Source organism: Pseudomonas sp. LS44 (genome assembly GCF_024730785.1).
Classification (GTDB): domain Bacteria; phylum Pseudomonadota; class Gammaproteobacteria; order Pseudomonadales; family Pseudomonadaceae; genus Aquipseudomonas.
This window is the reverse complement of the sequence record NZ_CP102830.1, coordinates 59,167-79,630: the sequence shown is the minus strand read 5'-3', so window position 1 is coordinate 79,630 and position 20,464 is coordinate 59,167. Positions and strand designations below refer to the sequence as shown.

Sequence of the window (20,464 nt, the reverse complement as noted above, 5' to 3'; positions counted from 1 at the left end):
ACGGATATTGGTAAGGCGGGGGCTGCACGTAGGGCGCAGCGCTCGAGGCGGACTGTGCGCTCCGCTCCTGAGCGGCCGGCGCTCCGGGCCGCCCTACTGCTGTAGGAGCGAATTCATTCGCGACGAGAACAGCCGTCGTGCGGGTCAGCCGCACTTCGAATAGCCACAATTCAGGCAGGTCGCGCAGCCTTCCATCTGCACCACCGCCTGGGTATTGCACTTGCCGCACAGCTGCGCCCCAGGCGGAAAGCCTTCGCCGGGCTCGGCCTTGCTCACCCCCAGCTGCGCTTCGTAGGCGGCGCGCTTTTCGGCCAGATACAGGCGCTGCTCCTCGTCGACCTGCTGGCCCTGCATCAGGCCGATGGCGATCAGGTGACGCTCCAGCACCGCGCCGATCTCGGCAACCAGCGACGGCATGTACACCCCGCCACGCTTGAGATAGCCACCGCGCGGGTCGAACACCGCTTTCAATTCCTCGACCAGAAAGGTGCAGTCGCCGCCTTTGCGAAACACCGCCGACATGATCCGGGTCAGCGCGACGATCCACTGAAAATGCTCCATGCCCTTCGAGTTGATGAAAATCTCGAACGGCCGGCGCTGCTCGTGCGGGGTGCCGGGATTGAGGACGATGTCGTTGATCGTCACGTACAGGGCGTGCTCGAACAGCGGCGACTTGATCTTGTAGGTGACCCCGATCAGGGTCTCCGGACGTTGCAGGGTTTCGTCCATCTGCACCACGGCGGCCGCTTCGGCAGCGCTCTGGCGGGCGCGCTCGGTTGCTTCGTCGACTATCGCGAAACCCTTGATCTTCTGGCCGATCTTTACGCTCATGCGCTCCTCCGTAGGGCGGGTGCAACCCGCCGCTCATGGGGCTGGCGGGCTGCACCCGCCCTACTGTCTATCGCGAATAAATTCGCTCCTACCCTGGCTCTTCGCTCCGATCGCCGATCCCGGCCACGCCGCCGAGCTGCTCCCTCTCCCCCGGCCCCCCTCCCATCAATGGGCGAGGGGAGCAAAGCGCCGCCTCAATACTTACCGTAATAACCTTCCTTCAACGCCTCGAACAAATTCGCGGCGCTGTGCAGCTCGCCGTCGTATTCGACGTCTTCATCGCCGCGCAGCTCGACCGTGCTGCCGTCCTCCAGTTCGAAGCGGTAACGGGTGTTTTCCAGGTCGCTCTGCTTGACCAATACGCCCTGGAACGCCGCCGGGTTGAAGCGGAACGTGGTGCAACCCTTGAGGCCCTGCTGCCAGGCGTAGCGGTAGATGTCCTTGAACTGCTCGAACGGATAATCGGTGGGCACGTTGGCGGTCTTGGAGATCGACGAATCGATCCACTTTTGCGCCGCCGCCTGGATATCCACATGCTCCTGTGGGCCGATGTCGTCGGCACTGACGAAGTACTCCGGCAAGCGCTGCGCCGCGTTGTCGGCACCCGGCCGGGCGGCGGCGTTGACCTGCGCGCGATAGACCAGCAGCTCGTAGCTGAGCACCTCGACCTTCTCCTTGGTCTTGCGGCCGTGGCGGATCAGGTTGCGCGAATACTGGTGGGCGAAACTCGGCTCGATGCCGTTCGAAGCGTTGTTGGCCAGACTCAGGCTGATCGTCCCGGTCGGCGCGATGGAGCTGTGGTGAGTGAAGCGCGCACCGACCTCGGCCAGCTCGGCGACCAGTTGCGGCGCATGTTCGGCGAGGCGCTGCATGTAGCGCGAATAGCGCGCATGGAGGATGCGCCCGGGAATTCGGTCACCCAATTGGTAGCCATCGGCGGCCAGCTCCGGGCGCTGACGCAGGAGCGCCGCGCTGACCTCGAAGTCGCGCGTCAGCAGCGGCGCCGGGCCTTTCTCGCGGGCCAGGTCGAGGGCGATCTGCCAGCCGACCAGTGCCATCTCGCGGCTGACCTCCTCGGTAAACACGCAGGCCTGGGCGCTGCCATAGCGCAGCTTGAGCATGCACAGCGCCGAGCCGAGGCCGAGAAAGCCCATGCCGTGGCGGCGTTTGTCGAGGATCTCGTGACGTTGCGCCTCGAGCGGCAAGCCGTTGAGTTCGACCACGTTGTCAAGCATGCGGGTGAACACCCGCACCACTTCGCGAAAGCGCTCCCAGTCGAACCGCGCCCGCTCACCGAAAGGGTCGAGAACGAAGCCGGTCAGGTTGATCGAGCCGAGCAGGCAGGCACCGTAGGGCGGCAGCGGCTGCTCGCCGCACGGGTTGGTGGTGCGAATCGCCTCGCACCACCAGTTGTTGTTCCACTGATTAACCCGGTCGATAAGGATGAAGCCCGGCTCGGCGAAGTCGTAGGTGGCGACCATGATCATGTCCCACAGGTGCCGCGCGCGCAGCTGGCCGTAGACCTTGCAGGCCACCTGGCCTTGCTCATCGACCAGGTAGCCGTCGTGCAGCGGCCACTCGCGCCAGCGCACCTGCGCCGGATCGGCGAGGTCGAACTGGTCGCGCTGGCTGGCCGGCAGCGGATGCAGCAGCGGCCAGTCGGCATCGTCCTCGACCGCCTGCATGAAATCGTCACTGATCAGCAGGCTCAGGTTGAACTGGCGCAAACGGCCGTCTTCGCGCTTGGCGCGGATGAACTCGCGCACGTCCGGATGGGCGATGTCGAAGGTAGCCATCTGCGCGCCACGTCGGCCGCCGGCGGAGCTGACCGTGAAGCACATCTTGTCGTAGATATCCATGAACGACAGCGGCCCGCTGGTGTACGCGCCAGCCCCGGACACGTAGGCGCCACGCGGGCGCAGGGTGCTGAATTCGTAGCCGATGCCGCAGCCGGCCTTGAGGGTCAGGCCGGCTTCGTGGAGCTTGCCGAGGATGGCGTCCATCGAATCGCCGATGGTCGCCGACACCGTGCAGTTGATCGTCGAGGTGGCCGGCTTGTGCGCCTCGGCACCGGCGTTGGCGATGATCCGCCCGGCTGGCAGTGCGCCATTGCGCAAGGCCCAGAGAAAGCGCTCGTACCAGTGGCTACGCAGCGACTCGTCCGCCTCCACCGCGGCGATGGCGCGCGCCACCCGGCGCCGGGTGGCATCCGGGTCGGCATCCAGGGCCTGCCCGTGGCGATCGCGCAGCCGGTATTTGCTGTCCCAGATGTCCAGCGAGGCCGGCTGTAGCGGCAGCTCGGCCGAAGTGCGGTTCTGCGGTTCCTGGCCAGACTTGGGCATGGTCACTCCTCCTGTGCAACAGGGTTATAGACACCTTAGACAGGCTGGCCGCCCATGGTGCCGTTCATCGCATTTCCCCCGGCTACTCCATTTGGACGAGGAACAACGCGCCGGCGCTGGCCTATGGTGGTTAGACAACAACAACAGATGCGCCCTTACGAGGCGCCGGAGCTCCATATGCCGCACTCCGCCCGGAAATTCCTTGTCAGCCTATCGCTGGCCGCCCTCGTCGCGCTGCTCGCTGCGGCTACCCTCAAGCCCAGTCTCTCGGTGCGCACCGCCGCCCTCCAGCCCTGCTACTCCGGTGGCGGCCACTGCTACATCCCGGCACCTTCGTTCCACAACCTGCCGCGCTGAACCCGCTAGGTCGGCACGCCGCCGAAGAAGCGCCGCAGCGAGCGCGCCAGCCAGCCTCCCTCGCTGCGGTCGCTGGTCAGCGCGGCCATGCTCTGGCGCACCGTGTCGGCATAGCCGGCGTCGTCGTTGCGGATGTGGTTGAACAACCAGCGGGCGAGCAGTTGCTGCAGCTCTTCGGCAACGTCCTCGTCGGCCTTGAAGCGCAGGCGGTACTCATCGACGCGGCGGATGAACAGTTCGTGGACGCGTTTGTGCGCGCAGCTCAGCGGGTAGCCGGCGTCTTCCATCAGGGTTTCTTCGAAGGCGAAGTGCGACTGCGTGTAGTCGACCAGCTCCTCGATCACCGCCGCCACCGCCGGCCGCCCAGCGCTGCCATGACGGGCGATGTACAGACGGTTGATCATCTCGACGATGCGCTTGTGCTGATTGTCGATCACCCCGATCCCGGTGTTCAGGTCGTTCTGCCAGACCAGTTGCGTCACTGCGCGCTTCCCCATGCCGGGGCCCGCAACGAGCGGGCCAAGCCGGCAGACTAGGTGGACGCAGCAGCGCCGGTATTGATCCGGATCAATATCGGCGAGTGGCGGACTAGAGGCGTTCCAGGCAGCCGGCCAGGGTCCCGGCGAGGTTGTCGAGCAGCTGCTCGTAACCCTGCGCGCTGAGCGGCGCGGCCACGCCTAGGGCATCCAGCTCGGCCAATTTGACCGGCAGCCCGGCGCTCAGCGTCTCGGCCAACCTTGGCCGCAGTGGCGGTTCGCTGAACACGCAGCTCGGCCCGGCCTGCTGCAAGCGCGTGCGCATCGCCGCAACATGCCGGGCGCCCGGCTGCACATCTGCAGCCACGCTGAACACTCCGGCATGCTGCAGCCCGTAGGCCGCCTCGAAGTAATCGAAGGCTTCATGGAAAACGAAGTACGGCTTACCGGCCACGCCCTGCAGGCGCTGCTTGAGGCGTTGGTCGAGAGTTTCCAGGCGCTCGCCGAAGGCCTTGAGGTTGGCCTGGTAACGCGGCGCATTGCGCGGGTCGGCAGCGGCCAGATCGGTGGCCATCTTGGTCGCGATCACCCGCGCGTTGGCCGGCAGCAGCCAGAGGTGCGCGTCGAGGGTGCCGGGGCGATGATCGTGGTCATGCTCAGCGTCGTGATCGTCATGCTCGCGATGTTCTTCATGTTGATTCTCGTCAGCCTCGCCGTGGCCTTCGCCGAAATGCCGCAGCTGCAAACCCGGCAGGCTCTGCAGCGCCACGCTCGGGCCACTGCGCCCGGCCAGCACGCGCGGCAGGAAGCCTTCCAGATCGGGACCGATCCAGTACAGCAGGCTTGCCTCGCCGACCCGTCGCACATCCGACGGGCGCAACGCGTAGTTATGCGGCGAGGCGCCCGGCGGCAGCAACACATCGGGCTGGCCGACACCGTCCTGCACCGCGGCGGCGATCAGTTGCAGCGGCTTGATACTGGTCAGCACGCGCACTTCGGCCGGCGCGTCCGCGGCGTGAACGGCGCTGGCGAGCAGGCAGAGGAACAGACAAAAGGATCGCAACATGGACGCGCACTCGGAGACGGAATTGTTATAGAATAACGTCCTTATTCATCCTGTCGCCACTCTCATGATCCTCACGCCGCTGGCCTCGCGCCCCCACGATCATTCCCACTGCGTGCACAACGCGCTGAGCGAAGCCGAAGCGCTCTGCGAACGCCAGGGCGTGCGTCTGACCGCCTTGCGCAAGCGCGTGCTGGAACTGGTCTGGCAGAGCCACAAGCCGCTCGGCGCCTATGACATTCTCGGCGTGCTGACCGAAGAAGACGGCCGCCGCGCCGCGCCGCCGACGGTCTATCGGGCCCTGGATTTTCTCCTCGAGAACGGCCTGGTGCACCGCATTGCCTCGCTCAACGCCTTCGTCGGCTGCAACCACCCGGCGCATGTCCATCAGGGTCAGTTTCTGATTTGCCGCACATGCCGCGCGGCTATCGAGCTGCAGCAGCCGGCGATCAGCCAGGTGATCATCGATGGCGCCGCCGAAGTCGGTTTCAGCGTCGAACAACAAACCGTGGAAGTAGTCGGCGTGTGCGCCGGCTGCCGGCAAGCCTGATGAGCAGCGCGCTGATCCAACTCAGCGGCGTGGGCGTGAGCTTCGCCGGGCACACCGTGCTCGACGATGTGCAGCTGAGCGTGCAACCCAGCGAGATCGTCACCCTGATCGGCCCCAATGGCGCCGGCAAAACCACCCTGGTGCGCGCCGTGCTCGGCCTGCTCAAGCCGGACCGCGGCAGCGTGTGGCGCAAGTCCAAGCTGCGTATTGGCTACATGCCGCAGAAACTGCATGTGGATGCCACCCTGCCGCTCTCGGTGCTGCGTTTTCTGCGCCTGCTGCCCGGGGTGACGCGCACCAGTGCGCTAGCGGCGTTGGCCGAAGTCGGCGCCGAACAGGTCCTCGACAGCCCGCTGCAGACCATCTCCGGCGGTGAACTGCAACGCGTACTGCTGGCCCGGGCGCTGCTGCGCGAGCCCGAATTGCTGGTCCTCGACGAGCCGGTACAAGGCGTCGACGTCGCCGGCCAGGCCGAGCTGTACCAGCTGATCACCCGCTTGCGCGACCGCCACGGCTGCGGGGTGCTGATGGTTTCCCACGACCTGCATTTGGTGATGAGCACCACCGATCAGGTGGTCTGCCTCAACCAGCATGTGTGCTGCTCCGGCCACCCGGAACAGGTCAGCAACGACCCGGCCTTCGTCGAGCTGTTCGGCAGCGCCGCGCCAGCGCTGGCGGTCTATCACCACCATCACGACCACGCCCACGACCTGCATGGCGCGGTGGTCAATCCGCCGGGCGGCGGGCTGACCATTCTCAACCCAGTTTCCGGGCAACCGCACATGCACGGAGACGGCTGCAACCATGCCTGATTTTCTCCTCAACGCGCTGATCGCCAGCCTGACCCTGGCGCTGGTCGCCGGTCCGCTGGGCTCCTTCGTGGTCTGGCGGCGCATGGCCTATTTCGGCGACACCCTGTCGCACGCCGCGCTGCTCGGCGTGGCCCTCGGCCTGCTCCTCGACGTCAGCCCGACCCTGGCGGTAACCGCCGGCTGTCTGCTCCTCGCCGTGCTGCTGGTAGCCTTGCAACAACGCCAGCCGCTGGCCTCCGACACCCTGCTGGGGATTCTCGCGCCGACCACCTTGTCGCTTGGCCTGGTGGTGCTGAGCTTTATGAAGGATGTACGCATCGACCTGATGGGCTATCTGTTCGGTGACCTGCTGGCGGTGTCGCCCACCGACCTGGCCTGGATTGTCGGCGGTAGCGCGCTGGTGTTGCTGGCCCTGCTGTTTCTCTGGCGGCCGCTGCTGGCGGTCACCGTGCACGAGGAATTGGCCAAGGTCGAAGGCCTGCCGGTCGCCAGCCTGCGCCTGGCGCTGATGCTGCTGATCGCGGTGGTGATCGCGGTGGCGATGAAGATCGTCGGCGTGCTGTTGATCACCTCCTTACTGATCATTCCCGCCGCCGCTGCGCAGCGCCATGCGCGCACTCCCGAGCAGATGGCCTTCGGCGCCAGTTTGCTCGGCTTGCTGGCAGTCGGCGCCGGACTAGCGCTGTCGTGGTTTCAGGACACCCCGGCCGGACCCTCGATCGTGGTCGCCGCGGCCACGCTGTTCCTCTGCAGCTTTGCGCTGCCGCGGCGTCTGGCCTGACGGCGGACCCTGGACGAATTTGGTCGCGCGGGTCACGCAGTGTAGACTCGCGCGTTTTTTGCGCTATTCGAGAACCCACCGGAATGAAGCTGTTCGCCTGCCGTTGTCTGTCCCTCGTCGCCCTCAGCCTGGCCTTGTCCGCTTGCCAGCAGGCCCCCCAACAGCAGCCCGCCAACCTGCCCATCGATGAACTGGTCAGCGCCTTCAGTCAACTGCAGCAAAGCATCGACGCCGGCCAATTGGACAGCTCCGCCAGCCAGCTCGCCGCCCTGAAGACCCGCGCAGCCGGCGACACCCGCCTCGAATCGCTGCAGCGCAGTCTCGCCGAGGCCTATCTGCTGCAGGGCCAACGCGCTCTGCAACAGGGCGATCTGCATACCGCCAGCCAAGCCCTGGCTCAGGCGCGCAGCATGATGCCGCAGGCCCCGGCACTGACCACCGGCCTCGACAGCGCGATCAGCCAGGCGCGCAGTGCCGAGCAGAGCGCCGCCCAAGCCCGCGCCACCGCGGCGGCGAGCCAAGCCCAGGCCGAAGCCGCCGCCAAGGAAGCCGCCGCACGCGCCGAGCAAGCCAAGCAATTGCGCCAGGCCGCGGCGCTGCAAGCCAGCCAAGTGGCGAGCGCCGCGCCGGTCAGCGCACCCGCGGCGCCCCAGGCACGGCTGATCGACCCGGCCGCCGCCAGCTCCGTGGTGGCCCTGCCGATGCTCGACAGTCAGGACAACGAACAGCTGCGCGGCCTGCTCGACAGCGTCGCCGCCGATGTGGTGAATTTCCGCTGCGCGGTGCGCATCGAAGTGCGCCAGGCCAAGGATTTCCCGTGGGTCGCCGCGCTGTTGTCGGCGCGCATCAAGCGCCTCGATCCGGGCTTCGTGCCCAGCCTGAGCCAAGCACTGAAAGCCGATCAGGCGCCGCGCCTGGTGCTTAGCCCGCAGGGCTAATCGACTGAAGCGTCGTCGCTAACGGGTAAGGGCTCCGTAGGATGGGTGGGGACGCCTATCCGAAGCGCAGCGATACCCATGCGACACGGATCGACGGGTATCGACGCTGCGCGTCTCAACCCATCCGACGACTATTACCGGCCGCTTATCGCCTTATGCTTTTTCAGTCAGTTATTGAGTAAACAAAAGCTAAGACCGCATAAGCGGGCAGGCTAGAATGCGCGCCTTCGGCCTACCGCCTACTCTCACTATTCCGCGCCCAAAAGGTTCGTCCCAGTGATCGAATTCGACCGCGTCCACAAGGCGTACCTCGTCAACGGCCGCAGCATTGCTGCGCTGCAACCGACCGACCTGTCCATCGCCGATGGCGAAGTGTTCGGTCTGATCGGCCATTCCGGGGCCGGCAAAAGCACCTTGCTGCGCTTGATCAACCGCCTCGAAGAACCCTCCGGCGGACGCATTGTGGTCGCCGGCGAAGACGTCACCGCGTTCGACGCCAATGACCTGCGGCGCTTCCGTCAGCAAGTCGGGATGATCTTCCAGCACTTCAACCTGCTCGCCTCGAAAACCGTCGCCGACAATATCGCCCTGCCGCTCAAGCTGGCCGGCGAATTGAGCCGCGTCGAGATCGCTCAACGGGTCACCGAATTGCTCGAGCGGGTCGGCCTCAACGAGCACGCCAACAAGTATCCGGCGCAGCTTTCCGGCGGTCAGAAGCAGCGCGTCGGCATCGCCCGCGCACTGGCGACCCGGCCGAAAATCCTGCTCTGCGACGAAGCCACCAGCGCCCTCGACCCGCAAACCACTGCGCAGGTGTTGCAGCTGCTGGCAGAGATCAACCGCGAGCTGAAGCTGACCATCGTATTGATCACCCACGAGATGGACGTGATCCGCCGGGTCTGCGACCGGGTGGCGGTCATGGATGGCGGAGTGATCGTCGAACAGGGCCCAGTCGCCGAGGTGTTTCTCCATCCGCAGCATCCGACCACCCGGCGCTTCGTGCTCGAGGCCGAGCAGGTCGACGAGCACGAACAACGCGACGATTTCGCGCACGTCCCGGGGCGCATCCTGCGCCTGACCTTTCAGGGCCAGGCCACCTACGCGCCGCTGCTTGGCACCGTGGCGCGGGCCACCGGGGTGGATTACAGCATCCTCGCCGGGCGCATCGACCGCATCAAGGACACGCCCTACGGCCAGTTGACCCTGGCCATCACCGGCGGTGATCTGGACGCCGCGCAGGCGCATTTCCAGGCCGCCGATGTGCATATGGAGGTGCTGCGCGGATGAACGAGCTATTCACCACCCTGAGCTTCACTAATATCGACTGGCTGGAAATCTGGCAGGCGACGCTCGACACCCTGTTGATGCTCGGCGGCTCGCTGCTGTTTACCGTACTCCTCGGCCTGCCGCTGGGCGTGCTGCTGTTTCTCAGCGGGCCGCGCCAGTTGTTCGAACACAAAGGCCTGTATCGGGTGCTGTCGCTGGTTACCAACGTGCTGCGCTCGCTGCCGTTCATCATCTTGCTGATCGTGATGATCCCGCTGACCGTGCTGATCACCGGCACCTCGCTGGGTGTCGCCGGCGCCATTCCGCCCTTGGTGATCGGCGCCACGCCGTTCTTCGCCCGACTGGTGGAAACCGCCTTGCGCGAGGTCGACCGCGGCATCATCGAGGCCACCCAGGCGATGGGCGCGACGACCCGGCAGATCATCCTCAACGCCCTGCTGCCGGAAGCGCGGCCGGGGATCATCGCCGCGATTACCGTCACTGCGATTACCCTGGTGTCCTATACCGCGATGACCGGCCTGATCGGTGGCGGCGGCCTCGGCGACCTGGCGGTGCGCTATGGCTACCAGCGCTATCAACCGGATGTGATGCTGGTCACCGTGGTCCTGCTACTGGTGCTGGTGCAGCTGCTGCAAAGCGTTGGCGACCGTCTGGTGGTGCATTTTTCCCGCAAGTAACTTTTTCCGTAAGCAACAACCCATGCGGCGACCGCTACCCGCGGAGCCGCGTCGTAGATCCCACAAGGAGAGTCAATGATGAAGAAACTGATCGCAGCCCTGGCCGTAGTCGCCAGCTTCTCCGCCCAAGCGGAAGCCCTGAGCGTGGCCGCCACCGCCGTACCGCACGCGGAAATTCTCGAGTTCCTCAAGCCGAGCCTGGCCAAGCAAGGCGTGGAGCTGAACGTCAAAGTGTTCACCGATTACGTGCAGCCCAACGTGCAGGTCGCCGAGAAGCGCCTGGACGCCAACTTCTTCCAGCACCAGCCGTATCTGGACGAGTTCAATAGCAGCCGCAAGACCAACCTGGTCAGCGTCGCTGGCGTGCATATCGAGCCGCTCGGCGCCTATTCGACCAAGATCAAAAGCCTCGCCGAACTGCCGCAGGGCGCTACCGTGGTAATCCCCAACGACGCCACCAACGGCGGCCGCGCGCTGCTGCTGCTGGACAAGGCCGGGGTGATCAAGCTCAAGGACAACCAGAGCATCACCGCCACGCCGAAGGACATCGTCGAGAATCCGAAGAGCGTGAAGGTTCGCGAACTGGAAGCCGCGACCCTGCCGCGCGTGCTGACCCAGGTCGATCTGGCGCTGATCAACACCAACTACGCGCTGGAAGCCAAGCTCGATCCGGCCAAGGATGCGCTGGTGATCGAAGGTGCCGACTCGCCGTACGTGAACATCCTGGTCGCCCGCCCGGACAACAAGGACAGCGCCGCCCTGCAGAAGCTGGTCAGCGCCCTGCACAGCCCGGAGGCCAAGCAGTTCATCCTCGAGAAGTACAAAGGCGCGATCGTGCCGGCATTCTGATCGCCTGACCGCAACGCAAAAAGCCCGCTCCATGAGCGGGCTTTTTCATGACTGTACGCATCGCGATTGGTAGGGTGGGTTAGCCGTGCAGCGGCGTAACCCGCCAACAGGCCGATGTCCTGACATTAACGGCGGGTTACGCCTGCGGCTAACCCGCCCTACATGACCTTTTCTTGTCCGGCGCGCAGCAGGTACACGCCGACGGCGATCTGCCACAGCATCAGCAACAGCGAACTGGGCATGCTGCTGTTCATCGCCAACGCAGAAAAGCCGGTGTGCGCCTGCACCAGGCTAGAAGCCAGCACGGCGGCGCCGGCCAACAAACCGCTCAGGCCGAGCCAGGTCGGGGCGCGCGCACTCAGGCACAGCGCCACCCCGTAGAAGAGGATGGTGATGCCGAAGCCGATGCCCATCAGACTGGCCAGACCGGCCTCGATCTGCCGCACGCCATAGGCGGCCTCGAACACCAGCGCCTGGCTCGCCTCGCTGGCGTCGTGCCAGCGGCTGACCATCAACTTTAGCGCCACGCCGTCGACCGCCTGCAGAGCGAAGGCCAGCGCCAGGCTGACCGTGGCCAGCAACAAGCCCAGCAGCGCCCAGACGCCGGCGCGACCGTCACACAAGCGCGCGGTCAGCGCCGCCAGCCCGATCACGCCAAGGAGCACGCCGAGCAGTTGGCCAAGATGACTGCCGACCCAGTGGCGGTCGGCGGCGTACTCGGCGAACGCCGCCGGCGCGTCCCACGGCGGGGTTTGCATCGGATGCAGCAGGGTGGCGACGAACAGCAGCAGCACGCCAAGCAGGCTGGCGATGCCGCCAATCCGCGAGAAATACGGGAGATCGGGCATGGGCGTCCTTTCCCGGCGCGACTCAGCCGTCGCTTTTCAGGAGTTCGGGCAGCTGGGTGGCGAGTTTCTGATTGTTCAGCGGCGAACGGATGAAGCCGCGCTGGGTGCCGTCCGGGCCGATGATGACCAGGTTGCCACTGTGGTCGACGGTGTAGTTGGGCTTGCTGGTATTGGCCGGAATGAACGGGATGCTCACCGCGTTGGCGAGCTTCTGGATGTTCTCCAGTTCGCCGGTCAGGCCCTGGAACGCCGGATCGAAATAGCCGAGGTATTGCTTGAGCTGGGTCGGTGTATCGCGCTGCGGATCGACGCTGACCAGCACCACGCGCAGGCGGCTGAGCGCCTCCGGCGGCAGCAGAGTCTTCAGCTCGCGTAGCTGAGCCAGGGTGGTCGGGCAGATGTCCGGGCAGAAGGTGTAGCCGAAGAACAGCAGGCTCCATTGGCCCTTGAGCTCATCGACCTGCACCGCCTGGCCGTTCTGGTCGGTCAGGCTGAGACTCGGCAGGTCGCGACTCTGCGGCAGCAGGATGATGCCGGCGTCGATCATCGCCGCCGGATCGCCATGGCTGCGGCCGTTGAGCACTTTATGCACGGTCAAACCGAATACCACGGCGACCAGGGCGACCAGGGCGAAGACGGTTTTCTGGGTACGGGTCATTGAAGCAGTCCTCAAAGTCGGCGAGCGAAGGTCAGGCAAGGCAAAAATGGCTGAGGAAGCGGAGTTTACGAGCTGTAAATGAGCATTCCGAAGCCATTTTTAACGCCGCATGGCCGAGCGCAGCCACTGTGAGGGCTGCTTCATAGGCTCAGCAGTAAGTAGTGATCGACGAGTAGGGCGATAAACAGCAGAAACAGGTAGGCGATAGAGTACTTGAAGGTGTTGATCGCCGCGTGCGGTTTGCTGTCACGGTACAGCACCCACGCCCAGTGCAGGAAGCGTCCGCCGAGCAGCACGGCGCAGGCCAGATAGAGCGGCCCGCTCATGTGGATGGTGAACGGCAGCAGGCTCACCGCCAGCAGCACGAAGGTATAAAGGAGGATATGCACCTTGGTGTAATGCTCGCCATGGGTGACCGGCAGCATGGGGATGTCAGCCTTGGCGTATTCCTCCTTGCGGTGGATCGCCAGCGCCCAGAAATGCGGCGGGGTCCAGGCGAAGATGATCAGCACCAGCAGAAATGCGCCAGGGTCCAGATGGCCGGTCACCGCCACCCAGCCGAGCATCGGCGGGGCTGCTCCGGCCAAGCCGCCGATGACGATATTTTGCGGCGTGGCGCGCTTGAGAAAGCCGGTGTAGAGCACCGCATAGCCGAGCAGCGAGGCCAGGGTCAGCCAGGCGGTGAGCGGGTTGGTGAACGTCAGCAGCAACGCCATGCCGGCCACCGACAGCAGCAGCGCGAAGCTCAACGCCGCCAGCGGCGACACCCGCCCGGCCGTCACCGGCCGCTTGTGGGTGCGCGCCATGATCGAATCGATGCGCCGGTCCAGCACATGATTGACCGCCGCCGCACCGCCGGCGCACAGGCCGATGCCGAGATTGCCGAACAACAGCACCGTCCACGGCACCCCAGCCCGGGTGGCAAGGAACATGCCGACCAGTGAGGTGATCAGCATCAGCACCACCACTTTCGGTTTGGTCAGTTCCAGGTAATCGCGCCAGCTGGCGTGGTCCTGGTGGGCGCGCAGCAGAGTAGCCATAGAGTCTCTCCTCGGTCTTATTTGCCAACCTGGACAATGGGTGTAGGCGCGAGGGCTGCTCGCGAAGAAGTTGTTTGCGTCTCGACCCGCGCCGCCACCGGCAGCGCGCGCAGGCGATAGTTGACCAGCACCATGCTCAACAACAACGCGGCGCCGCCAGCGTTGTGCGCCACGGCCACTGGTAGCGGCAGATGCAGCAACACGTTGCTGACCCCCAGGCTGATTTGCAGCGCCAGCAGCGCCAGCAGCAGCCCGGCCAAGCGGCCCAGGTCGTGACGCCAGAGCTGCCAGGCGAGGCCGAGCAAGACCAGACTGACGGCCAGCGCGCCGAGCCGATGGGTCATATGGATGGCGGTGCGCGCGTCGCTATCGAGCTGGCCACCGAGGTAGTTGGGGCCGATGTGCTGGGTGAGGTGAAAGCCGTTGGCGAAATCCATGGCCGGCCACCATTGCCCATGGCAGGTGGGCAGATCGATGCAGGCCACCGCCGCGTAGTTGGAACTGACCCAGCCGCCCAGCGCGACCTGGCCGATCACCAAGACCAGGCCCAGCGCCGCCAGGTGCCGCAGCCGCGGTACCAGCGGCGGCATGACGAGCGGGCCGCCGGATAAGCGCAGGGTCAGGAGAAACAGCAGCGCCAGGGTGGTGAAGCCACCGAGCAGATGCGCAGTGACCACCTGCGGCCAGAGTTTCAAAGTCACCGTCCACATGCCGAATGCGGCTTGAGCAACGACCACGCCGAGCAGCAGTAACGGCAACTTGAGCGGTTGGCCGTCGCGGCCGCGGCGCAGCAGCGCGTGGCCAGCCAAGGCAAGAATCAGCAGGCCCAAGGCGCCGGCGAAGTAGCGGTGGACCATCTCGTTCCAGCCCTTGTGCGCCTCCACCGGCGCCTCGGGGAAATGCAACTCGGCATGCGCCAGCTGGGTCTCGCTCTGTGGTACGGCTATGAAACCGTAGCAGCCTGGCCAATCGGGGCAACCGAGGCCGGCATGGGTCAACCGGGTGTAGGCACCGAGCAGGACGACCAGCACCGCCAGTAGCAGGGCGATCAGCGCCAGGTAATAGCCGGGCTTGCGCTTGCGTGTCTCCACAACCTCTCCTAACCCTCCGCACGCGGAGGGACTGCTCAACCGATGTTCGAGAGTTTCAGCAACAGGCGTAGGTCATTGAGGATCGCCTTGCCTTTGACCTTGGTGTCGTAACGCAGGACCAAATTGCCGTGCGGATCGATGATCCACAGGTGCGCCGCCGGCACGCTGTCCCGCGCTTGTCGATAGGCGCCGAGATCGAGCGGGTAGCGCTGCAACTGCGGGTAGTCGCGACGCAACAGATCCTCGTAATCCGCCGCCAGCGGGCTGGCGGCCGACAGTGCGTGAGTGGCGCGGCCGGCCTCACGACCGAGGCCAATCTGGATCTGCCGGGCCATATACACCAGCTCGCGACATTCCGCGGCGCAGTCCGCCGGGGCGACCACCAGCAACTGCCAGCGTGCCTCATCGCCAGCCTGGACGCCGAGGTCGGCGCGGGTTTGGCCATCGCCGATCAGGGTGCCGTGAAAATTGCGACCTTCCGGCACCCAGAAGCGCCAGTGGTACATCGCCGACGCGAGAATCATCGGGCCGATCACCAGCAGCAGCAACATGATCAACTGCAAACGCCCACGCCCGCGACGCGGGGTCGACGGCTCAGCAGTCGGTTCAGAGAGAGTGGCTGGATTCATGCCGAGTCCCATGCAAATTTCCCCGTGCGTTATGGATTCCGAAATAGATGAACAAGCCACACAAGGCGATCGCCAGGGCGAACCATTGCACGGCATAGGCCTGATGTTTTTCCGGGCTCATGGCGACTACTGGCCAATCGGCTAGGTAGGCGGCCGGGCCCGACTGAATGCGCAGTTCGAAAGGCAGACCATCGCGCCGCAACTGTTGCCAGAGTGCGCGCGGATCGACCACGGTGACCAAGCGTGGCCAGTCGCTGCCCGGTTGATCGGCATGGAGCTGAAAGGCTTTGCCGGGTGGCACATAGACCCACGCATCGAGGGTTTGCGGGGCGTCCGGGGTGTCGAACTGCGGCGCCTGGCGGCGATCCGGCCACGGCAGCCAGCCGCGATTGAGCAGTACCCACCGGCCGCTGGGCTGGTCATAGAAGGGTTGCAGCAACTCCACACCGACCTTGCCGTCGTGGATGCGGTTATCCAACAACAGGCTGTGTTGGCTATCGAACTGGCCACGCAGATGCACACGCCGATAGGCCGGATCGCTGCTCTGTTCCAGCTGGTTGAGATCGACGCCCGGGGCACTCCGACGGGCCTCGTAACTGCCCAGCAACTGGCGCTTTTCTTCGCCTCGCTGCAACTGCCAGACACCCAGACCGATCAACAGTGGCAACAGCGCCAAGACAATCAGGGTCGGCAGCAGTCCAGGACGGAAATGGCTCATAAGAGCCTCCCGAATTGGCCTTGCTGGCTGGTTATACTGAACTGCATCCCCTACCCCCGGAGTCTCGCCATGCTCAAGGCCGCGATCGCCCTTTTACTGCTAGCCACTGTGGTGAGTCTTTTCAGTGGCCTGTTTTTTCTGGTCAAGGACGAAGGTCACGGCTCTCGCGTGGTCAACGCCCTGATGGTGCGGGTGACTCTCGCTGCCCTCACCCTGGCGCTCATCGCCTGGGGCTTCTACAGCGGCCAACTGTCACCCCATGTGACCTGGTAAATCCGGCGGCGCCAACCCCCGTTGACGCCGCTTCGATCACAGCACGTAGACGAAGATAAACAGACCGATCCACACCACATCGACGAAGTGCCAATACCAACTCGCCGCCTCGAAGCCGAAGTGCTGATCGGCATCGAAGTGGCCACGCATGATGCGCACCAGCATCACCGTCAGAATCAACGCACCCATGGTCACGTGCGCGCCGTGAAAGCCGGTGAGCATGAAGAAGGTGGCGCCGTAAATGCCCGAGCCGAGAGTCAGGCCAAGTTCCTGGTACGCCTCGATGTATTCCTCGGCCTGGAAGAACAGGAAGGTCACGCCAAGCAGGATGGTCAGCGCCAGCCAGGCCTTGAGCGGACCACGTTTGTTCTTCTTCAGCGCGTGGTGGGCGAAGGTCACGGTGAAACTCGAGGTGACCAGCAAGATGGTGTTGATCAGCGGCAAGTGCCACGGATCAATGACTTCCTTGGGGCCGGGGAACAGCTTTGGATCGGGCGTGTTGAGCAGCGGCCAGGTGTACTGGAAATTCGGCCACAGCATGTTCGCCACGCCCTTGTCGCCTTCGCCGCCCAGCCACGGCCCGGCCCAGGTGCGCACGTAGAACAGCGCGCCGAAGAACGCGGCAAAGAACATCACCTCGGAAAAAATGAACCAGCTCATTCCCCAACGGAACGAGCGATCCATCTGCGGGCTATACAGGCCACCGCGGCTTTCCTTGACCACGGCGCCGAACCAGCCGAAAAACATGTAGGCGAGGATCAATCCGCCGACGAAGAAGATCAGCGGACCATGGGACTCCGGCCGCGCCGCCTTCAAATCGTTGAACCAGGTGCCTAGTCCGTACACCGTGATCAACATGCCGATGGTGGCAATGATCGGCCACTTGCTCTGCGCGGGAACGTAATACTGCTCGTGCGTTGCCATTGTTCTTGTTCTCCTTAGCGGCTCGTCAGCTACCGGTTTTGGCTACCGGCGGCTTGCTTGCAGTGATGTCGAACAGCGTGTAACCGAGCGTCAGGTGATAGACATCCTGGGGCAGGTCGCGGTCGACGATGAAGCGCACCGGCATCTCGATGCGCTCACCTGGCTGCAACACCTGCTGGGTAAAACAGAAGCACTCGGTCTTGTGGAAATACGCCGCAGCCGCCGAAGGCACGATGCTGGGCACGGCCTGGGCGGTCATCGGTTTGTCAGTGGGGTTGTGGGCGACGAACAGCATTTCGTTGGTCGCCCCCGGATGGACGATCAGCGCATCCGCCTTGGGCTGGAAGCCCCAAGTCATGTCGCTGGCGTTGGTGGCGAGAAACTGCACGCGCACCTGACGTTGTTCGTCGACCGTCTGCGTGCCGGAATAGGCATCGCCGGTCTTGCCATTGATGCCGAACGCCTTGCACATCACGTCGTAGATCGGCACCAGGGCAAAGCCGAAAGCGAACATCACCACCACCAGCAGCAGCAGGCGTTTGATCAGGCTTCGGGTCGACAGCGAATCACTCATTTGTGGCTCACTTCGAGTTCTGGCGGAGTGCTGAAGGTGTGGTAGGGCGCCGGCGACGGGATCGTCCATTCCAGCCCTTCAGCGCCATCCCAAGGCTTGGCCGGCGCCAGCTGGCCGCCGCGGATGCACTTGATAACGATGAACAGGAACAGGAACTGGGTGGCACCGAACATGAACGCGCCGATCGACGAGACCATGTTGAAATCGGCGAACTGCAGGTTGTAGTCCGGAATCCGCCGCGGCATGCCGGCCAGGCCGACGAAGTGCATCGGAAAGAACGCCAGGTTCATGCCGATGAAGCTCATCCAGAAGTGCAGCTTGCCGAGGGTTTCGTCGTACATGTGGCCGGTCCATTTCGGCAGCCAGTAATAGGCCGAGGCGAAGATCCCGAAGATCGCCCCCGGCACTAGCACGTAGTGGAAGTGGGCGACCACGAAGTAGGTGTCGTGGTACTGGAAGTCCGCCGGAGCAATGGCCAGCATCAGCCCGGAGAAACCGCCGATGGTGAACAGGATGACGAAGGCCACCGCGAACAGCATCGGCGTCTCGAAGGTCAGCGAGCCCTGCCACATGGTCGACGCCCAGTTGAACACCTTCACCCCGGTGGGCACGGCGATCAGCAGGGTGGCGTACATAAAGAACAGTTCGCCAACCAGCGGAATGCCGACCACAAACATGTGGTGTGCCCAGACGATGAACGACAGGAAGGCGATCGACGCGGTGGCATAGACCATCGAGGTGTAGCCGAACAGCGGCTTGCGCGAGAACGCCGGGATGATCGCACTGACCGCGCCGAATGCCGGCAGGATCATGATGTACACCTCGGGGTGACCGAAGAACCAGAACACGTGCTGGAACAGCACCGGATCACCACCGCCGGCGGCACTGAAGAAGCTGGTGCCGAAGTGGATATCCATCAGCATCATGGTCACGCAGCCGGCCAGTACCGGCATCACCGCGATCAGTAGGAACGCGGTGATCAGCCAGGTCCAGACGAACAGCGGCATCTTCATCAGGGTCATGCCCGGGGCGCGCAGGTTGAGGATGGTGGCGATCACGTTGATCGCGCCCATGATCGAGCTGATGCCCATCAGGTGGATGGCGAAGATGAAGTAGGTGACGCTCTCTGGCGCGTAGGTGGTCGACAGCGGCGCGTAGAAGGTCCAGCCGAAGTTCGGCCCGCCGGCATCGCTGAACAGGGTACTGATCAGCAGGCCGAAGGCCGCCGGCAGCAGCCAGAAGCTGAAGTTGTTCATGCGCGGCAGGGCCATGTCCGGCGCGCCGACCATCAGCGGGATCATCCAGTTGGCCAGGCCGACGAAGGCCGGCATCACCGCGCCAAAGACCATGATCAGGCCGTGCATGGTGGTCATCTGGTTGAAGAATTCCGGCTGCACGATCTGCAGGCCCGGCTGGAACAGCTCGGCACGAATCACCATCGCCATGCTGCCGCCCAGCAGGAACATGGCGAAACTGAACCACAGGTACATGGTGCCGATGTCTTTGTGGTTGGTGGTCAACACCCAACGCATCAAGCCCTTGGCCGGACCGTGGTGGTGATGATCATGCCCCGCACTAGCGTGGCCGACGTGGCCGGATTCGGTGGCTGCGTTCATGGTCATTGCTCCTCAGCCTGCTTCAGGGCCAGCACGTCTTTTGGCGTTACCATGTCGCCCTTGTTGTTGCCCCAGGCGTTACGTTGATAGGTGATGACGGCAGCGATATCGACTTCCGACAGTTGCTTGCCGAACGCAGCCATGGCCGTGCCAGGCTTGCCATGGAAGACGAGATTGAGGTGATCCTCTTTCGGTCCGGTGGCGATCTTCGAGCCCTTGATCGCCGGGAACATCGGCGGCAGGCCCTGGCCTTCGGCCTGGTGACAGGCGGCGCAGGTGGTGTGGTAGATCTTGTCGCCACGCGCAGTCAGCTCTTCCAGCGTCCACTCCTTGCTGGTCAGCTCCTTGAGCTTGATAGCCTCGGCCTTGCGCTCGGCCAGCCAGGTGTCGTAATCCGCCTTGGATTTGACCTCGACCACCACCGGCATGAAGCCGTGATCCTTGCCGCACAACTCGGCGCATTGGCCGCGATAGATGCCCGGCTGCTCGATACGTGACCAGGCTTCGTTGACGAAGCCGGGAATGGCATCGCGCTTGACCGCCAACGCCGGCACCCACCAGGAGTGGATGACATCGGCGGAGGTAATCAGAAAGCGCACTTTGGCGCCGACCGGCAGCACTAAGGGCTGATCGACCTCGAGCAGATAGTGCTCATCTTTAGGCGCTTGGTTGTGGATCTGCTCGGCGGGCGTGGTCAGGTTGCTGAAGAACTCGACGTCTTGGCCCAGATATTTGTAGTGCCACTTCCACTGGTATCCGGTGACCTGGATATCCACATCCGACTCGCTGCTGTCGTAGATGTCGATCAGCGTCTTGGTAGCCGGAATGGCCATCACCAGAAGGATCACAAACGGCACGACGGTCCAGAGAATCTCTACCGTGGTGCTTTCATGGAAGTGCGCGGCCTGCTGACCGGTCGAGCGGCGGTGGACGATCATCGACCAGAACATGGCACCAAAGACGATCACGCCAATCACGGCGCAGATCCAGAAAATGGTCATGTGCAAATCGAATACTGCGTGGCTAACAGCCGTTGCCCCCGGCGCCATATTCACTGTCCAGGCAGCCTGCGCCTGAGAGAATATCGACCACAACAGGAGTCCCACCCAGACTCGTGGATGTCGCATCAT

At 64.2% G+C, this 20,464-nt stretch carries 23 protein-coding genes; 9 read left to right on the top strand and 14 right to left on the bottom strand.

Features of this window, described 5'->3' with window-relative positions; genetic code table 11:
• Positions 1-144: 144 nt before the first annotated feature.
• On the bottom strand, positions 145-831 hold the full coding sequence (locus tag NVV93_RS00425) for an NrdJb (protein WP_258252496.1): 687 nt from the start codon (positions 829-831) through the stop codon (positions 145-147).
• A 194-nt stretch (positions 832-1,025) separates the two neighbouring features.
• Positions 1,026-3,173, bottom strand: a complete 2,148-nt coding sequence (locus tag NVV93_RS00420) for an adenosylcobalamin-dependent ribonucleoside-diphosphate reductase (RefSeq protein WP_258252495.1) — start codon at positions 3,171-3,173, stop codon at positions 1,026-1,028.
• Between the two features lie 177 nt (positions 3,174-3,350).
• Between NVV93_RS00420 and NVV93_RS00415 the strand changes: the two genes are divergently transcribed.
• The gene (locus NVV93_RS00415) at positions 3,351-3,530 is read left to right on the top strand and encodes a hypothetical protein (protein ID WP_258252494.1); all 180 of its coding nucleotides are present in this window, start codon (positions 3,351-3,353) and stop codon (positions 3,528-3,530) included.
• A 5-nt stretch (positions 3,531-3,535) separates the two neighbouring features.
• On the opposite strand, the gene NVV93_RS00410 is transcribed toward NVV93_RS00415, so the two are convergent.
• Positions 3,536-4,012: a bacteriohemerythrin gene (locus NVV93_RS00410; protein WP_258252493.1), complete on the bottom strand. Its 477-nt coding sequence runs from the start codon at positions 4,010-4,012 to the stop codon at positions 3,536-3,538.
• Between the two features lie 106 nt (positions 4,013-4,118).
• Positions 4,119-5,072, bottom strand: coding sequence for a zinc ABC transporter substrate-binding protein ZnuA (gene znuA / locus NVV93_RS00405; protein ID WP_258252492.1), 954 nt, complete (start codon positions 5,070-5,072; stop codon positions 4,119-4,121).
• 64 nt (positions 5,073-5,136) lie between these two features.
• Between znuA and NVV93_RS00400 the strand changes: the two genes are divergently transcribed.
• The 7 genes from NVV93_RS00400 (at position 5,137) to NVV93_RS00370 (ending at position 10,963) form a co-directional block, all read left to right on the top strand.
• Positions 5,137-5,619 carry a Fur family transcriptional regulator gene (locus NVV93_RS00400; protein WP_258252491.1) on the top strand — a complete coding sequence of 161 codons (483 nt, stop codon included), beginning with the start codon at positions 5,137-5,139 and terminating at the stop codon, positions 5,617-5,619.
• Positions 5,619-6,431 carry a zinc ABC transporter ATP-binding protein ZnuC gene (znuC, locus tag NVV93_RS00395; protein WP_258252490.1) on the top strand — a complete coding sequence of 271 codons (813 nt, stop codon included), beginning with the start codon at positions 5,619-5,621 and terminating at the stop codon, positions 6,429-6,431. Before NVV93_RS00400 ends, znuC begins: the two co-directional genes overlap by 1 nt.
• Complete coding sequence (gene znuB, locus NVV93_RS00390; protein WP_258252489.1) at positions 6,424-7,212, top strand: zinc ABC transporter permease subunit ZnuB; 789 nt, start codon at positions 6,424-6,426, stop codon at positions 7,210-7,212. Before znuC ends, znuB begins: the two co-directional genes overlap by 8 nt.
• A gap of 83 nt (positions 7,213-7,295) precedes the next feature.
• The gene (locus NVV93_RS00385) at positions 7,296-8,150 is read left to right on the top strand and encodes a hypothetical protein (protein WP_258252488.1); all 855 of its coding nucleotides are present in this window, start codon (positions 7,296-7,298) and stop codon (positions 8,148-8,150) included.
• 276 nt (positions 8,151-8,426) lie between these two features.
• Positions 8,427-9,437, top strand: coding sequence for a methionine ABC transporter ATP-binding protein (locus NVV93_RS00380; protein WP_258252487.1), 1,011 nt, complete (start codon positions 8,427-8,429; stop codon positions 9,435-9,437).
• Complete coding sequence (locus NVV93_RS00375; RefSeq protein WP_258252486.1) at positions 9,434-10,114, top strand: methionine ABC transporter permease; 681 nt, start codon at positions 9,434-9,436, stop codon at positions 10,112-10,114. Before NVV93_RS00380 ends, NVV93_RS00375 begins: the two co-directional genes overlap by 4 nt.
• Positions 10,115-10,192: 78 nt before the next feature.
• Positions 10,193-10,963 carry a MetQ/NlpA family ABC transporter substrate-binding protein gene (locus tag NVV93_RS00370; protein ID WP_258252485.1) on the top strand — a complete coding sequence of 257 codons (771 nt, stop codon included), beginning with the start codon at positions 10,193-10,195 and terminating at the stop codon, positions 10,961-10,963.
• A 158-nt stretch (positions 10,964-11,121) separates the two neighbouring features.
• Here NVV93_RS00370 and NVV93_RS00365 read toward each other — a convergent pair whose 3' ends face one another.
• The 6 genes from NVV93_RS00365 to NVV93_RS00340 all read right to left on the bottom strand — a co-directional run bounded on the left by NVV93_RS00365 (position 11,122) and on the right by NVV93_RS00340 (position 15,947).
• Positions 11,122-11,811 carry a hypothetical protein gene (locus NVV93_RS00365; protein WP_258252484.1) on the bottom strand — a complete coding sequence of 230 codons (690 nt, stop codon included), beginning with the start codon at positions 11,809-11,811 and terminating at the stop codon, positions 11,122-11,124.
• 22 nt (positions 11,812-11,833) lie between these two features.
• Positions 11,834-12,469 carry an SCO family protein gene (locus NVV93_RS00360; protein WP_258252483.1) on the bottom strand — a complete coding sequence of 212 codons (636 nt, stop codon included), beginning with the start codon at positions 12,467-12,469 and terminating at the stop codon, positions 11,834-11,836.
• Positions 12,470-12,609: 140 nt separating this feature from the next.
• Positions 12,610-13,509, bottom strand: a complete 900-nt coding sequence (cyoE, locus tag NVV93_RS00355; protein ID WP_258252482.1) for a heme o synthase — start codon at positions 13,507-13,509, stop codon at positions 12,610-12,612.
• Between the two features lie 17 nt (positions 13,510-13,526).
• Positions 13,527-14,600: a heme A synthase gene (locus NVV93_RS00350; protein WP_258252481.1), complete on the bottom strand. Its 1,074-nt coding sequence runs from the start codon at positions 14,598-14,600 to the stop codon at positions 13,527-13,529.
• A gap of 35 nt (positions 14,601-14,635) precedes the next feature.
• Positions 14,636-15,241, bottom strand: coding sequence for a hypothetical protein (locus NVV93_RS00345; protein WP_258252480.1), 606 nt, complete (start codon positions 15,239-15,241; stop codon positions 14,636-14,638).
• Positions 15,207-15,947 (bottom strand): SURF1 family protein, encoded by a 741-nt coding sequence (locus tag NVV93_RS00340; protein WP_258252479.1) that lies wholly within the window; start codon positions 15,945-15,947, stop codon positions 15,207-15,209. Before NVV93_RS00340 ends, NVV93_RS00345 begins: the two co-directional genes overlap by 35 nt.
• A gap of 69 nt (positions 15,948-16,016) precedes the next feature.
• Between NVV93_RS00340 and NVV93_RS00335 the strand changes: the two genes are divergently transcribed.
• Positions 16,017-16,220, top strand: a complete 204-nt coding sequence (locus NVV93_RS00335; RefSeq protein WP_258252478.1) for a twin transmembrane helix small protein — start codon at positions 16,017-16,019, stop codon at positions 16,218-16,220.
• Positions 16,221-16,256: 36 nt separating this feature from the next.
• Here NVV93_RS00335 and NVV93_RS00330 read toward each other — a convergent pair whose 3' ends face one another.
• Genes NVV93_RS00330 through coxB form a run of 4 tightly spaced genes read right to left on the bottom strand, consistent with a single transcriptional unit; the run spans position 16,257 to position 20,464 of the window.
• Complete coding sequence (locus NVV93_RS00330; RefSeq protein WP_258252477.1) at positions 16,257-17,144, bottom strand: cytochrome c oxidase subunit 3; 888 nt, start codon at positions 17,142-17,144, stop codon at positions 16,257-16,259.
• A 25-nt stretch (positions 17,145-17,169) separates the two neighbouring features.
• Positions 17,170-17,718, bottom strand: a complete 549-nt coding sequence (locus tag NVV93_RS00325; protein WP_258252476.1) for a cytochrome c oxidase assembly protein — start codon at positions 17,716-17,718, stop codon at positions 17,170-17,172.
• A complete protein-coding gene (gene ctaD / locus NVV93_RS00320) occupies positions 17,715-19,334 on the bottom strand; it encodes a cytochrome c oxidase subunit I (RefSeq protein ID WP_258252475.1) in 1,620 nt (539 codons plus the stop codon). The genes NVV93_RS00325 and ctaD overlap by 4 nt, the downstream gene beginning before the upstream one ends.
• A gap of 2 nt (positions 19,335-19,336) precedes the next feature.
• Entirely contained in the window at positions 19,337-20,464 is a 1,128-nt protein-coding gene (coxB, locus tag NVV93_RS00315; RefSeq protein WP_258252473.1) for a cytochrome c oxidase subunit II, read from the bottom strand.

Coding starts and splice junctions, on each gene's coding strand:
- ctaD (WP_258252475.1), bottom strand. CDS start 19,334: ATGAACGCAGCCACCGAATCCGGCCACGTCGGCCACGCTAGTGCGGGG.
- NVV93_RS00330 (WP_258252477.1), bottom strand. CDS start 17,144: ATGGCAACGCACGAGCAGTATTACGTTCCCGCGCAGAGCAAGTGGCCG.
- cyoE (WP_258252482.1), bottom strand. CDS start 13,509: ATGGCTACTCTGCTGCGCGCCCACCAGGACCACGCCAGCTGGCGCGAT.
- znuC (WP_258252490.1), top strand. CDS start 5,619: ATGAGCAGCGCGCTGATCCAACTCAGCGGCGTGGGCGTGAGCTTCGCC.
- NVV93_RS00385 (WP_258252488.1), top strand. CDS start 7,296: ATGAAGCTGTTCGCCTGCCGTTGTCTGTCCCTCGTCGCCCTCAGCCTG.
- NVV93_RS00345 (WP_258252480.1), bottom strand. CDS start 15,241: ATGGGACTCGGCATGAATCCAGCCACTCTCTCTGAACCGACTGCTGAG.
- NVV93_RS00360 (WP_258252483.1), bottom strand. CDS start 12,469: ATGACCCGTACCCAGAAAACCGTCTTCGCCCTGGTCGCCCTGGTCGCC.
- znuA (WP_258252492.1), bottom strand. CDS start 5,072: ATGTTGCGATCCTTTTGTCTGTTCCTCTGCCTGCTCGCCAGCGCCGTT.
- NVV93_RS00365 (WP_258252484.1), bottom strand. CDS start 11,811: ATGCCCGATCTCCCGTATTTCTCGCGGATTGGCGGCATCGCCAGCCTG.
- NVV93_RS00415 (WP_258252494.1), top strand. CDS start 3,351: ATGCCGCACTCCGCCCGGAAATTCCTTGTCAGCCTATCGCTGGCCGCC.
- coxB (WP_258252473.1), bottom strand. CDS start 20,464: ATGATGCGACATCCACGAGTCTGGGTGGGACTCCTGTTGTGGTCGATA.
- NVV93_RS00340 (WP_258252479.1), bottom strand. CDS start 15,947: ATGAGCCATTTCCGTCCTGGACTGCTGCCGACCCTGATTGTCTTGGCG.
- NVV93_RS00420 (WP_258252495.1), bottom strand. CDS start 3,173: ATGCCCAAGTCTGGCCAGGAACCGCAGAACCGCACTTCGGCCGAGCTG.
- NVV93_RS00325 (WP_258252476.1), bottom strand. CDS start 17,718: ATGAGTGATTCGCTGTCGACCCGAAGCCTGATCAAACGCCTGCTGCTG.
- znuB (WP_258252489.1), top strand. CDS start 6,424: ATGCCTGATTTTCTCCTCAACGCGCTGATCGCCAGCCTGACCCTGGCG.
- NVV93_RS00335 (WP_258252478.1), top strand. CDS start 16,017: ATGCTCAAGGCCGCGATCGCCCTTTTACTGCTAGCCACTGTGGTGAGT.
- NVV93_RS00375 (WP_258252486.1), top strand. CDS start 9,434: ATGAACGAGCTATTCACCACCCTGAGCTTCACTAATATCGACTGGCTG.
- NVV93_RS00400 (WP_258252491.1), top strand. CDS start 5,137: ATGATCCTCACGCCGCTGGCCTCGCGCCCCCACGATCATTCCCACTGC.
- NVV93_RS00425 (WP_258252496.1), bottom strand. CDS start 831: ATGAGCGTAAAGATCGGCCAGAAGATCAAGGGTTTCGCGATAGTCGAC.
- NVV93_RS00370 (WP_258252485.1), top strand. CDS start 10,193: ATGAAGAAACTGATCGCAGCCCTGGCCGTAGTCGCCAGCTTCTCCGCC.